This window comes from Metapseudomonas resinovorans DSM 21078, assembly GCF_000423545.1.
GTDB lineage: Bacteria > Pseudomonadota > Gammaproteobacteria > Pseudomonadales > Pseudomonadaceae > Metapseudomonas > Metapseudomonas resinovorans.
Genome location: NZ_AUIE01000001.1, coordinates 123,882 through 137,160, shown reverse-complemented (window position 1 = coordinate 137,160; position 13,279 = coordinate 123,882). Strand labels below are relative to the sequence as shown.

At 62.1% G+C, this 13,279-nt stretch carries 10 protein-coding genes; all 10 read right to left on the bottom strand.

Translation table 11 applies throughout. From position 1 onward, the window contains the following. Positions 1 to 75: 75 nt before the first annotated feature. The 10 genes from argR to G559_RS0100535 all read right to left on the bottom strand — a co-directional run bounded on the left by argR (position 76) and on the right by G559_RS0100535 (position 13,259). On the bottom strand, positions 76 to 1,062 hold the full coding sequence (gene argR / locus G559_RS0100585; protein ID WP_028626374.1) for a transcriptional regulator ArgR: 987 nt from the start codon (positions 1,060 to 1,062) through the stop codon (positions 76 to 78). Positions 1,063 to 1,158: 96 nt separating this feature from the next. Next, on the bottom strand, positions 1,159 to 1,923 hold the full coding sequence (gene aotP, locus G559_RS0100580) for an arginine/ornithine transport ATP-binding protein AotP (RefSeq protein ID WP_028626373.1): 765 nt from the start codon (positions 1,921 to 1,923) through the stop codon (positions 1,159 to 1,161). Between the two features lie 19 nt (positions 1,924 to 1,942). Then, positions 1,943 to 3,055 (bottom strand): succinylglutamate desuccinylase/aspartoacylase family protein, encoded by a 1,113-nt coding sequence (locus tag G559_RS0100575; protein WP_028626372.1) that lies wholly within the window; start codon positions 3,053 to 3,055, stop codon positions 1,943 to 1,945. Between the two features lie 4 nt (positions 3,056 to 3,059). Continuing rightward, a complete protein-coding gene (locus G559_RS0100570; RefSeq protein WP_028626371.1) occupies positions 3,060 to 3,758 on the bottom strand; it encodes an ABC transporter permease in 699 nt (232 codons plus the stop codon). Continuing rightward, on the bottom strand, positions 3,755 to 4,444 hold the full coding sequence (locus G559_RS0100565) for an ABC transporter permease (RefSeq protein ID WP_028626370.1): 690 nt from the start codon (positions 4,442 to 4,444) through the stop codon (positions 3,755 to 3,757). The genes G559_RS0100570 and G559_RS0100565 overlap by 4 nt, the downstream gene beginning before the upstream one ends. Positions 4,445 to 4,552: 108 nt before the next feature. Then, positions 4,553 to 5,335 carry an ABC transporter substrate-binding protein gene (locus G559_RS0100560; RefSeq protein ID WP_028626369.1) on the bottom strand — a complete coding sequence of 261 codons (783 nt, stop codon included), beginning with the start codon at positions 5,333 to 5,335 and terminating at the stop codon, positions 4,553 to 4,555. A 623-nt stretch (positions 5,336 to 5,958) separates the two neighbouring features. Beyond that, positions 5,959 to 7,914: an acetate--CoA ligase gene (acs, locus tag G559_RS0100555; protein ID WP_028626368.1), complete on the bottom strand. Its 1,956-nt coding sequence runs from the start codon at positions 7,912 to 7,914 to the stop codon at positions 5,959 to 5,961. A gap of 303 nt (positions 7,915 to 8,217) precedes the next feature. After that, the gene (gene putP / locus G559_RS0100550; protein ID WP_028626367.1) at positions 8,218 to 9,711 is read right to left on the bottom strand and encodes a sodium/proline symporter PutP; all 1,494 of its coding nucleotides are present in this window, start codon (positions 9,709 to 9,711) and stop codon (positions 8,218 to 8,220) included. Between the two features lie 569 nt (positions 9,712 to 10,280). Beyond that, positions 10,281 to 12,341, bottom strand: a complete 2,061-nt coding sequence (locus G559_RS0100540) for a TonB-dependent receptor (RefSeq protein WP_028626366.1) — start codon at positions 12,339 to 12,341, stop codon at positions 10,281 to 10,283. Positions 12,342 to 12,485: 144 nt separating this feature from the next. Continuing rightward, positions 12,486 to 13,259, bottom strand: coding sequence for a helix-turn-helix transcriptional regulator (locus G559_RS0100535; protein WP_028626365.1), 774 nt, complete (start codon positions 13,257 to 13,259; stop codon positions 12,486 to 12,488). Between the last annotated feature and the right edge of the window lie 20 nt (positions 13,260 to 13,279).

Here is a 13,279-nt window from a genome sequence, read left to right as displayed (position 1 = left end):
ATGGAATCCCGAAAGGCTGGCCTGCGGCCCGCCTGGCGAATGCATTCGCCCCTACAAGAGAAGTGCGGTGAGGGATCAGCCGCGCTCGGCCACTGCGACCGGCTGCTGGGTGTCGAAGGGGCTGGAACCACGACGCTGGTTGCGGTCTTCGCGAGGGGTGACGCCGAAGAAGTTGCGGTAAGCGCTGGAGAAATGCGGACCGGAGGAGAAGCCGCAGGACAGACCGATCTGGATGATCGACTTGCTGGTTTGCATCAGCATCTGGCGTGCCTTGTTCAGGCGCAGCTCCAGGTAGTACTGGCTGGGTACACGATTGAGGTACTGCTTGAAGATCCGCTCCAACTGACGACGGGACACGCAGACATGCTGGGCAATCTCGTCGGTGGTCAGCGGCTCTTCGATATTGGCCTCCATCAGCAGCACGGCCTGGGTCAGCTTCGGGTGGCTGGAACCCAGACGATTCTGCAGAGGAATGCGCTGCCGTTCGCCGCCTTCGCGGATGCGCTCGACTACCAGCTCTTCGGATACTGCCCCAGCCAATTCGGCACCATGGTCACGGGCCAGCACTGCCAGCAGCAGGTCGAGTACCGCCAGACCACCGCAGGCAGTAAGACGATCACGATCCCAGTCGAACAGATGGCTGGTGGCGATCACCTTGGGGAAGCGCTCGGCGAAATCATCCTGCCAGCGCCAGTGCACTGCTGCGCGATAGCCATCCAGCAGGCCCAGTTGCGCCAATGGATAGACACCCGCGGACAGGCCGCCAATCACGCAGCCGGCACGTACCGCATGCTTGATGGCCGCCGACAGCGCTGGCGACATCTGCGCCGGCGGTTCGTCGGCCAACAGGAACAGGCGCTGCAGACCCTCCAGCTTGCCGGTCCAGGCTTCGCCGGGCAGGCGCCACGCCGCTTCGGCAGCCGGTTCGGCCTGCAAGAAGGACATCTCGTAAACCACTTCCGGATGCAGTCGCTGGGCAACGCGCAGAGCTTCCTCAGCCAGCGCCAGAGTCAGCGCCTTGGTACCGGGCCAGAGGAGAAAAGCGATTCGATGGGCAGTCATGGCAGGCAGCTTAGCAGACCCCGGTAAAAGGAAAGGGACAAGACAAGGACAGGTTTCGAATGCGTCGCGGCGGCCCTGGGGCCGCCGCGACGGAGCTCACTTGAGGCTGCCGGAAAGGAACTGTTTGAGGCGATCGGATTGCGGATTGGCCAGCACTTCCTTCGGGCAACCACGCTCTTCCACCAGTCCCTTGTGCAGGAACACCAGTTGGTTGGAAACCTCGCGGGCGAAGCCCATCTCGTGGGTCACCACCACCATGGTGCGGCCTTCCACCGCCAGGTCTTTCATGACCTTGAGCACTTCACCCACCAGCTCCGGATCCAGTGCCGAGGTGGGTTCGTCGAACAGCATGACTTCCGGCTCCATGGCCAGGGCGCGGGCGATGGCCACGCGCTGCTGCTCACCACCGGACATGTGCGCCGGGTAGGCGTCCTTGCGATGGGCCACACCCACTTTCGCCAGGTAATGTTCTGCCTTCTCGATGGCTTCTTTCTTCGGCACACCAAGCACATGCACCGGGGCTTCGATCACGTTCTCCAGGGCGCTCATGTGCGACCAGAGGTTGAAATGCTGGAACACCATGGCAAGGCGCGAACGCATGCGCTGCAGCTGTTTGGCATCGGCCGCTTTCAGGCCACCGTCCTTGTTGGCCACGAGCTTCAGCTCTTCGCCATTGAGGAGAATCTTGCCGCCGTGGGGCTGCTCCAGCATGTTGATGCAGCGCAGGAAGGTACTCTTGCCCGAGCCGCTCGAGCCGATGATGCTGATGACGTCGCCAGCCTTCGCCGCCAGGGACACGCCCTTGAGGACTTCGTGGCTGCCATAGCGCTTGTGCAGATCTTGGACTTCCAGTTTGTACATGGTTTCGGTCTCGTTTGGCTCAGTCGCTCAGCAGGCGTCCCTGACGAATGGGTTCACGGCCGGCCACCTTGGCCAGCCACAGTCCAGGTTGCGCGAAACGCATCCGCTCACGCGCGAACAGCACGCCGTCGACCGAGGCGCAAACCACAGCGTGGCGGTCTTCAAGTGGATCGATCACCTCGAACAGCGGCTCACCCGCCTTGACCTTCGCGCCAGCGGGCTGCAGGAAGCTCACCACGCCGGAATGCGGCGGGTAGAGGTACTCGGCGCCCTCGAAAGGCGTGGCCTCGCAGCAGGCCTCGGGCGCCACCGGCCAGTCACCAGTGATCAGACCCTGGTCGGCGAGGAAGGCCAGGATGGCTTCGGCGCGCGCTTCGGCCAGCGGCTTGTCGGTATCGGCCATGCTGCCAAGCTCAACGGTCGTCGCCATGCAGGCCGGAGGAATCGACGCTTCGGGGAAGCGCTGGGCCAGGCGCAGCCAGGGCAGCGAACAGGATTCATCGAAAGAGCTGCCACCGGAATCTTCGGCCGTCAACACCGCACCGGCCTCCAGGCGCGCCGCCAGCGGACGCAACCCTGACCAGTGCTGAGGCAGGCAGTACAGATGCACCGCCGCCTCGAAGTCGCAATGCAGGTCCAGCACCAGGTCGGCATCGCAGGCATGCCGCAACAGCAAACGCTGCATGCCCGCCAGCTCGGAACCGGCCGGGGGCAGTGCGGCCAGTGCCTCGCCCATGGCCTGGCGAATCAGCGCCACGTTGGCCGTGGCGTCGACACCCAGACGACCTTCCAGGCGCTCGGCCACCAGGCCGGCCAGGTCAGCGAAGTCACGGTTGAAGTTCTTGCCGCTGCCCAGCTCGAAGCGACCCTGCTGGACCGCCTGGAGCACCTGGCCAAGCCCCAGGGGGTTGGCCACTGGCACCAGTTCGATCACACCGCTCAGGCGGCCCTGCCCTTCCAGCTCACGCAGGCGACGCTTGAGCTCGACCGCAACGCGCATGCCCGGCAACTCATCAGCATGCAGCGAGGCCTGGATGTAGGCCTTGCGCGCGCCATTGCCGAATCGGAAGACCGTCAGTTGGCGGCGGGTTCCCAGGCATCCCCAGGGCAGCTCGTGGTCAATACGTTGCATGACGTCAGGCCTTGCGCGGGGCCAGATAGGCCAGGTAGCGACGCTCGGCGGCCTTGAACAGGCGCACCAGGACGAAAGTCAGGCACAGGTAGAACGCGCCTGCGGTAATGAACGCCTCGAACGGCAGGTAGTACTGCGAGTTCACGGTGCGCGCGGCGCCGGTGATATCGATCAGGGTGACGATGGACGCCAGGCTGGTGGTGTGCAGCATCATGATGACTTCGTTGCTGTACTGCGGCAGCGCACGACGCAGGGCCGACGGCAGCAGGATGCGGCGGTAGAGCTTGCCGCGGGACATGCCCATGGCCTTGGCCGCCTCGATTTCGCCGTGGGGCGTGGCCTTGATGCTGCCAGCAAGAATTTCCGCAGTGTAGGCGCTGGTATTGATGGCAAAGGCCAGGCAGGCGCAGAAGGTCGCATTGGACAAGTAGGGCCAGAGGACGCTCTCGCGCACGGCCTCGAACTGCGCCAAGCCGTAGTAGATCAGGAACAGCTGCACCAGCATCGGAGTGCCGCGGATCACATAGGTGTAGAGCCAGGCCGGGAAGTTCACCCAAGGCTGCTTGGATACACGCATCAGCGCCAGCGGAACAGCTGCAGTCAGCCCGAGCGCCAGGGAGATGGCCAGCAGCTTCAAGGTCACCAGCACGCCACCGAAGTAGAGCGGCAGGCTCTCCAGGATCACGTTGTAGTCGAAGATCATAGTTCAGCCGCCTTGATGCCTACCGAGTAGCGTCGCTCCATGTAGCGCAGCGCCAGCAGGGAAACGCTGGTCAGCACCAGGTACAACGCGGCAACCGCGAGGTAGAAGGTGAAAGGTTCACGGGTAGCGTCCGCTGCACTTTTGGCCTTGAACATCATGTCCTGCAGGCCGACCACCGAAATCAGCGCGGTGGCCTTGGTCAACACCAGCCAGTTGTTGGTGAAGCCGGGAATCGCCAGGCGAATCATCTGCGGCACGAGTATGCGGAAGAACACCTTGGGGCCGCTCATGCCATAGGCCATCCCCGCCTCGCCCTGCCCTTTCGGAATCGCCATGAAGGCACCGCGAAAGGTCTCGGACAGGTAGGCGCCGAAGATGAAGCCAAGGGTAAAGACGCCGGACCAGAAGGGGTCCAGGTCGATGTAGTCGTCGTAGCCGACCATCGGCGCGACGACGTTCACGATCTGCTGACCGCCGTAGAAGATCAGCAGGATCAGCACCAGGTCAGGAATGCCGCGGATCACGGTGGCGTAGGTCTCACCCAGCAAGGACAACCACTTGATCGGGGACAGTCGAAAAGCCGCACCGATCAGGCCGAGCACCACTGCCATGGTTATGGAAGACAGGGCCAGCAACAGGGTGAGCCAGGCACCATCGAGAATGGTCGAGCCGTAGCCGTTGAGCATGATTCAGATCCTCATGCAGCGCGCCGGAATGCTCCGGACGGCACCGCCACAACGAAAAAGTGGCACAAACCGCTATGTGAAGTTTGTGCCACTTTCAGGGAAAAGCGATTACTCGCCGTAGACGTCGAACTTGAAGTACTTGTCCTGTACTTCCTTGTACTTGCCATTGGCGCGGATGGCGGCGATGGCGGTGTTGATCTTCTCGGCCAGGGCCTTGTCGCCCTTGCGCACGGCAATGCCGGCGCCTTCGCCGAAGTACTTCTTCTCGGTGAAAGCCGGACCTACCAGGGCGAAGCCCTTGCCGGCGTCGGTCTTGAGGAAGCCGTCGTCGATATTCACCACGTCCGCCAGGGTGGCGTCGAGGCGACCAGCGGACATGTCCAGGAAGATCTCGTTCTGCGAGCTGTAGCGAACCACTTCAACACCGGCCGGCGCGAAGACGTCGGTAGCGTAGCGGTCATAGATGGAGGCGCGCTGCACGCCGACTTTCTTGCCCTTGAGGTCGGTCAGCGGGTCATTGATGACGGTGCCTTCCTTCATCGCCAGGCGAGCGGGGGTGTGGTAGTACTTCTTGGTGAAGTCCACCGACTTCAGGCGCTCTTCGGTGATGGTCATGGAAGACAATACGGCGTCGAACTTGCGTACTTTCAGGGCCGGGATCAGGCCATCGAACTCCTGCTCGATCCACTTGCACTCGACCTTCATTTCCGCGCACAGGGCGTTGCCGATGTCGTAGTCGAAACCGGTGATGGTGCCTTCCGGCGTCTTGAAGGCGAAGGGCGGGTAAGCGGCTTCAATACCGATGCGCAGGGGCTTGGCGTCCTCAGCAATGGCGGCCAACGGCGACAACAGGGATAGCGCCATGGCGCCGAGAAGTGCAATCTTCTTCATGTTATGACTCCTTCAAAGGGATATGGCTTCTGTTGGCAGCGTGAGAATTCGCCCAGACGGTCCACGAATTGTAGGAAGAGTCGTCGTCTTTGCTGTCTGAAAGCTGTAGGCAAAAGGCTCCGACTGGGTGTGCGGCATTCTAGCCACAGCCCTTAAGTCGATATTTCTTCAATGCGACAACAAATTACAGAAGCACCGAAGAGGGGGATGAAGAGCATTGACAGGCACTAAGAAAAATGCCGAAAGGATTAGATGCAGAACCCAATAGCAAGGCAATTATCGGACCACAAAACTTAAGCCCCTTTTATTCCGCGACCTTGCGAGTTTCACCTTGTTTCTCGAGGCCCGAATAACGCCCCAATTAAGGACAACGCGTTCCCAATGGAACCAGAATGGTGCGACCTGTAACGGGGACTGTTACTCGACCACCCCTCTCCGGCCGAAAACTCGATAAGAAATCGGTATTTGCAGCGAGGCATTGATGCCCGACCCGCGGGGCCGACTGCAGTCGCGCTACTTGCCCGGCGCGACTGAACGCAACGGCAACGTGCGAGCGCACAGCTCCTGAAATGCAAAACCCCGCCCCGGCTTGTGGCCAGGGCGGGGTTTGCGACAAGCCCCGATCAGGCGGCTTGCATGGTGCGGTGAGTATCGATGAGGTGCTGCACCACGCCGGGATCAGCCAGGGTGGAGATGTCACCGAGGGAGTCATATTCGGCGACGGCGATCTTGCGCAGGATGCGGCGCATGATCTTGCCCGAGCGGGTCTTCGGAAGGCCCGGAGCCCACTGGATTACATCTGGGGTAGCGATCGGACCGATCTCCTTGCGCACCCAGTTCCTCAGTTCCTGACGCAGCTGCTCGGAAGACTCCTCTCCAGCGTTCAGAGTGACGTAGACGTAGATGCCCTGCCCTTTGATGTCGTGGGGCATACCCACCACCGCGGCCTCGGCCACTTTCGGGTGGGCGACCATGGCGCTCTCGATTTCTGCAGTACCCATGCGGTGGCCAGAGACGTTGAGCACATCATCCACTCGACCGGTGATCCACCAGTAGCCGTCTTCGTCGCGACGAGCGCCGTCGCCGGTGAAGTACATGCCCTTGAACGTCTTGAAGTAGGTGTCGACGAAGCGGTCGTGATCGCCGTACAGGGTGCGCGCCTGGCCCGGCCAGGAATCGATGATCACCAGGTTGCCCTCGGTCGCGCCTTCCAGGATGTTGCCGAGGTTATCCACCAGTGCCGGCTGCACGCCAAAGAACGGACGCGCAGCGGAGCCCGGCTTCATGGCGTGGGCGCCCGGCAGCGGAGTCATCAGGCAGGCGCCGGTTTCGGTCTGCCACCAGGTATCGACGATCGGGCAACGGCCCTGGCCGACATTCTCGTAATACCAGTGCCAGGCTTCCGGGTTGATCGGCTCACCCACCGAACCCAACAGGCGCAGGCTGGAGCCGTCAGCGCCTTCGACCGCAGCCTTGCCCTCGGCCATCATGGCGCGAATGGCGGTGGGGGCGGTGTAGAGAACGTTGACCTTGTGCTTGTCGATGATTTTGGCGACGCGGGTCATGTCCGGGTAGTTCGGCACGCCTTCGAACATGACAGTCGTCGCGCCGTTGGACAGCGGACCGTAGACCAGATAGGTGTGGCCGGTGACCCAGCCGATGTCGGCGGTGCACCAGAACACCTCGCCCGGGCGGTAATCGAATACGCGCTCATGGGTCAGCGACGCGTAGGTGAGGTAACCCCCAGTGGTGTGCAATACGCCCTTGGGTTTGCCGGTGGAACCGGAGGTGTAGAGGATGAACAGCGGATCCTCGGCGCCCATTTCCTTTGGCGCGCAGGTGCTACCCGCCACCTTCATCAGATCCTCGTACCAGACATCGCGATGCTGGTTCCACTTGATATCGCCGCCCGTGCGCTTGACCACGATGATCTTCTGCACGCTGCTGGTTTCCGGGTTGGTCAGCGCGTCGTCGACATTGGCTTTCAGCGGGGTCTTCTTGCCGCCGCGCAAGCCTTCGTCGGCGGTGATCACCACCTTGGAGCGGCAGTCGATGATGCGACCGGCCAGGGCTTCGGGGGAGAAGCCGCCGAACACCACGGAGTGGATGGCACCGATACGGGTACAGGCCAGCATGGCCACCACGGCTTCCGGGATCATCGGCATATAGATAGTCACCACGTCGCCGCGGTGAACATCCTGGCCGCGCAGGGCGTTGGCGAACTTGCAGACGCGCTCATGCAGATCGCGGTAGGTGATGTGCTCGTGCTCGGAAGGGTCGTCGCCTTCCCAGATGATCGCGACCTGGTCGCCACGCTCGGCAAGGTGGCGATCCAGGCAGTTGGCGGAAACGTTGAGGGTGCCGTCAGCGAACCACTTGATATCGACGTGGTGGTCGTCGAAGGAGGTCTGCTTCACCTTGGTGAAAGGCTTGATCCAGTCGATGCGCTTGGCCTGTTCACGCCAGAAGCCATCGGGATTGATCACGGACTGCTGGTACATGGCTTTGTAGGTCGCCTCGTCCGTCAGGGACTGGGCGGCCACTTCAGGGCGGACCGGATACAGAGAAGCAGCACTCATGGGTCTTACCTCGGTGGGTAGTTGTTTTTGTATGGCGTCTTTTGTATCCCCCACCCTTCTGTAGGGCCATTCGACCATGGTCTTACCAAACCCGGACTATGGTCGAAGCTGCAAAAATGACGTACGGCTGCGGCCTGGCGAACAGGCTCCGCCCAAGCACGCCACAACCTTTTCCGGGGCGAAAAAAAACCGGCCCGATATCCGAGAATATGGGCCGGCGAAGCACTATCGGGTCGTTGGTGAGAGCCCGGACATCAAGCCCGGCTGATGGCACGCGGACGACCGGCCGCGCGCCATACAGAGTCAGACGTGGGCGTCCTGGTATTCCTTCTCGGCTTCGTCGAAGCGCTTGAGCATGGCGGCGGACGGGCCGTTGCCGATGCGGCTGAAGATCAGGATGCCGAGGGTGCAGAGGATGAAGCCCGGAACGATTTCGTACAGACCGGTCCAGCCGAAGAAGTTCTTCCACAGGACCACGGTGACCGCGCCAAGGACCATGCCGGCCAGCGCACCGTTACGGGTCATGCCTTTCCACACCAGGGAGAGAATCACCACCGGACCGAAGGCGGCACCGAAGCCAGCCCAGGCGTAGGACACCAGGCCCAGCACCTTGCTTTCCGGGTTGGAGGCGATGGCGATAGCGATCACGGCCACCAGCAGCACCATGGCACGACCGACCCACACCAGCTCCAGCTGGCTGGCATTCTTGCGGAAGAAGGCCTTGTAGAAGTCTTCAGTCAGGGCACTGGAGCACACCAGCAGCTGGCAGCTCAGGGTGGACATCACAGCGGCCAGGATTGCCGACAGCAGTACACCGGCAACCCAGGGGTTGAACAGAATCTTGGCCAGTTCGATGAACACGCGCTCGTGGTTCTCACCCACGGCACCAGCCTGCTCCGGATGGGCGGAGAAGTAGGCGATGCCGAAGAAGCCGACGGCCACGGCACCAGCCAGGCAGAAGATCATCCAGGCCATGGAGATGCGACGGGCATTGGGGATGGATTTGACCGAGTCGGCAGCCATGAAGCGCGCCAGGATGTGCGGCTGGCCGAAGTAGCCCAGGCCCCAGGCGAGCAGGGAGATCACGCCGATGAAGGTAGCGCCCTTGAGCATGTCGAAGTTGGTCGCGTCCTTCATTTCGATGGCCATGAAGGTCGGATCGACGCCACCGGTGGCGATCATCACGATGATCGGGGTGAGGATCAGGGCGAAGATCATCAGGCTGGCCTGGACGGTATCGGTCCAGCTTACCGCCAGGAAACCACCGACGAAGGTGTAGCAGATGGTGGCGGCAGCACCGGCCCACAGGGCGGTTTCGTAGGAAATGCCGAAGGTGCTCTCGAACAGACGGGCGCCAGCCACGATGCCGGATGCGCAGTAGATGGTGAAGAACACCAGGATCACCACGGCGGAGAAGATGCGCAGGATGCGGCTGTTGTCTTCGAAGCGGTTGGTGAAGTAGTCCGGCAGGGTCAGGGCGTTGCCGTTGTGCTCGGTCTGCACGCGCAGACGGCCGGCAACGAACAGCCAGTTGAGGTAGGCACCAACGATCAGGCCGATGGCGATCCAGCTTTCAGAGAGACCGGAGAGGTAGACGGCACCCGGCAGGCCCATAAGCAGCCAGCCGCTCATGTCTGAGGCGCCGGCGGACAGTGCGGTAACGAAGCTACCGAGGCTGCGGCCACCGAGGATGTAGTCGGAAAGGTTGTTGGTGGAGCGATAGGCATAGAAGCCGATCAGCACCATGGCCGCGATGTAGATCACGAAAGTGATCAGTGTCGGGTTACTCACACTCATGGGGGTCTCCCCTGCTCGTTTGTTTTTATTCGGATGCGGCGGGTATCCGCTCCGTGGTTGCTATTTGGCAGACGCTTTTGGCGGCTACCGGTTTACTTCCCGACCACGTCAGCCATGGGGCCGATGCAATCCCGGTCGGGCAATGGTCACAGAGCATCCGGCCCTGCCAGTACGACTGGTGAATCCGGACCGGGGGTCCAGTCCACCAGGCGTATCAATGAATTCCTTTCGGCGCCTCATGGGTTACGGAGGCCGCGCTGCCATGGACCGCGATGAAGAGAACGTCAAGCGGGTGGGCTTGGCGGACCAACACCGAACCGACGTGACTGGCTATCGACATCACGCCCCTTTACTCACCGGGATCGCTACTACTTTGGTCTAGTACAACCATTCCGGCTCGCAAGGGCACGCCAGACTGCCGGCGGTCGCAAGGCGAGTGCGGAATTTAGAGACATGGCCTTACGCCTTTCTTGTCAGATTCTCTGATTCATTTTCAGAATCCTCTGATTCAGGGAACTTTCCGCCAAAAGGTGCAACCGGCTGCCCCGTAGAGCAGCCGGTACATCGCCTCAAAACACGAGGCGCAGCCCCAGCGTCAGGTTGCGCCCAGGAAGGACAACCTCATCCTTGATAAAGGAACTGTGGTTGCGCCCAACGGAGTCCAGCAGGTTGCTCCCCTTCAGATAAACCTGATAGTCGGTATTCTGCAAACGCCCGTCGTAGGTCAGCGAAGCGCCGAGCATGTTGTAACCACCCGTTTCGCTCTCATACGCCGCGACCTCGTCCTGACGCTGCACCCGGTAGAACTCCAGCTGGCCGGCCAGCGACGGGGCGAGGCGTTGATCGAGGCGCACGCCCAACCGATCCGCCGGAATACGCGGCAGGTCGCCGCCATCACGCAGTTTTCCACGCACATGATCACCAAACAGGCTCGCCTGGGTGGCAGCAGTGAAGCCGTAGCTGACCTCACCTTCTGCGCCGGTCAACACGGCATCGTCCTGGCTGTACTGGATCTCGCGCATGCCACCACCGATGTCACGTCCCGTGTCGGCGGCGTAGATGAAGTCGTTCACCTGGTTGCGGTACAGACTGAGACTGAACTGGATACGGCCGGTGTGCTTGCGCAATGACAGCTCGGCATTGTGGGAGGTTTCTTCCTCCAGCTCCGGATCGCCCAGTTCTACTGTGCGAGTCGCCGCGTGAGGGCCGTTGGCATAAAGCTCCTCGGCGGTGGGCAGGCGCTGCGAGCGCGACAGGGTCAGGCCAAGTGAATATTCCGGGGCGAAACTCCAGACCGCCCCGGCCGAAGCCGAGGTACCGCGATGACTGGCGCCTCGCTGGCCTTCAGCGTCGATGTCCTGCCACTCGTGACGCAAACCGAGCTCGTAGCGCCAATCGCCAACCCGGTACTCCTCCAGCAGGAAAAGGCCATGGTTGCGCGTGAGTGTTGGCGGCACGTAGGCCTCTTCACCCAGCGCTTGAAAATCGCGCCGCAGTGTCTGACCACCCAGCACACCACGCCAGCCCAGCAGCGGCGCATGGGTCAACTCCAGACGGGCATCGGTAGCGTCGTTGCGGAAGGTGGTCGAGGTCTCGCCTCCTTCTATTTCCCGGTGCTCATAGTCACTGTGACCCACCCGGAGTCGGCCCAGCTCGAAACCCGGCAGCGGTTCACGGTACTCACCACGCAGGTCCCAGCGACGCTGCTCCATGTCGATGTAAGGCACGCCGCCTTCGGCATCCTCGTGGTCGTGATCTTCGTCATGATCGTCGTCATGGCCTTCATCGTCATGGCTCGCGCAGTGCCAGTCGCGCGGATCGTGCACATGGCAGTCAGCATGCTCGTGGGCCAGCAGACCGTAGCGATTGTTCTGCTGGGTGTAGGCCAGGCCGAGGTAACCACGGTCACCGATCCAGCTGCCACCGAGGGTGGCAGTATCGGTGTCGTTGTAGGAGCCCGTCTGTTTGCTGGAACGAGGCTCGCCTCCGGCACCGGGAATCTCGTACGCGTCATCCTGGCGCTTGACCCCCTCTACACGCATCGCGAACTGCCCTGCTCCGGCAGTCAGGCCGAAGGCCCCGGCACCTTCGTTGGCCACGCTGTTGGCGCGCAGCTCGACTTCCCCCTCGTAACCCTTCTCGGGAATGTAGGTAGGCACTTTCTTGTCGATCACATTGACCACACCACCGATGGCTCCACCGCCATAGAGCAAGGTCGCCGGTCCTTTGAGCACCTCGATACGTTCAACCAGCATCGGCTCCAGGCTGACCGCGTGATCAGGGCTGATCGTGGAGGCATCCAGGGCATCGACCCCATCGCTGAGGACCCGCACCCGAGCGCCATCCAGGCCCCGGATGACCGGGCGACTGGCCCCCGCGCCGAAGCTGCTGGAATGCACGCCTGGCAGGCCGTCGAGGGTTTCCCCCAGGGTCGCCTCGCGACGCAGCATCAGTTGGTCGCCCTGTAGCACGGCCGCCGGGCTGACCATGTCGTTGGGTGAGCTGGACAGGGCGCTGGCGCTGATGACGTTGCTCTCCAGCTCCAACGGTGTCCTGGCCTCGTCAGCCAGGGCAGCCGCACTCGGCGCCAGGGCAATGGCCAAGGCGAGACGATGGTGAAACGCTTTCATGTTGTACCTCTGATATCCGTATGACGCACCGCATTGCACGGTGCTGTTGGCAGACACGCGCAGGGATGATCACTGCGAGGTACAACTATATAGTGTTATAACGTAACAAATAAGAGTGATTCACAACGACTGTGCGCAGTACGGCTAATCGTGGGGCATGGAGGTCATGTCTGCGCCACGCAGGCGCTTGGGCGTCAGGCCAAGATAGCGGCGCATGGCCGTGGTCAGCGCGCTCTGACTGGAGAACCCGCATTCTTCGGCGATGCGCACCAGCGGCTGCTCACTTTCGCGCAGCAGGCGGGCCGCGCGATCCAGGCGGGTTTTCAGCAGGTATTGATGTGGGGTCAGGCCCAGGCTGTCCTTGAACTGCGCATGGAAGTGGCTGGGACTCAGGCAAGCGACCTGGGCCAGCTCCGCCACACTGATCCGCCGCGACAGGTTGTCCTGGATGTAGCCGTCCAGCCGCTCGATATCGAGATTGCTGACCGGACGCCGTTGCATCTCGCCAAACAGGCGCAGGTACAGGGCGCGCAGCAGGATGCCGCCTAGGGAACGGGCCAGCATAGGATCGCTGCCGTAGCGGGCGAGTTCGGCGCCGGCGTAGCTCAAGAGGTTGTGGAAGTCCGCATCCAGCTCGGGGTAGCGCGGGGTCTCGAAGAGGCGACCCAGTAGTTCGAGGTCCTCGGCCGGGGTGCCTTGCTCATCCAGATCGAGAATCAGCATGCGGTTGTCCCCAACGCCGGCGAACTCGTGCCTGGCATCCCCCGGCACCAGACAAGCGCGCATCCGGCAAACCTCACCGCCACGTCCATCCACCTCGAACGCGGCGCGGCCGGCGACGGACATCACCAGTTGGTGATGGTCGTGGGCGTGGTGGTGGGCCTGATCGTCCAGGCGCAGGAGGCGGGCTTCGAGCATGGGGTGACTTGATCGAATTT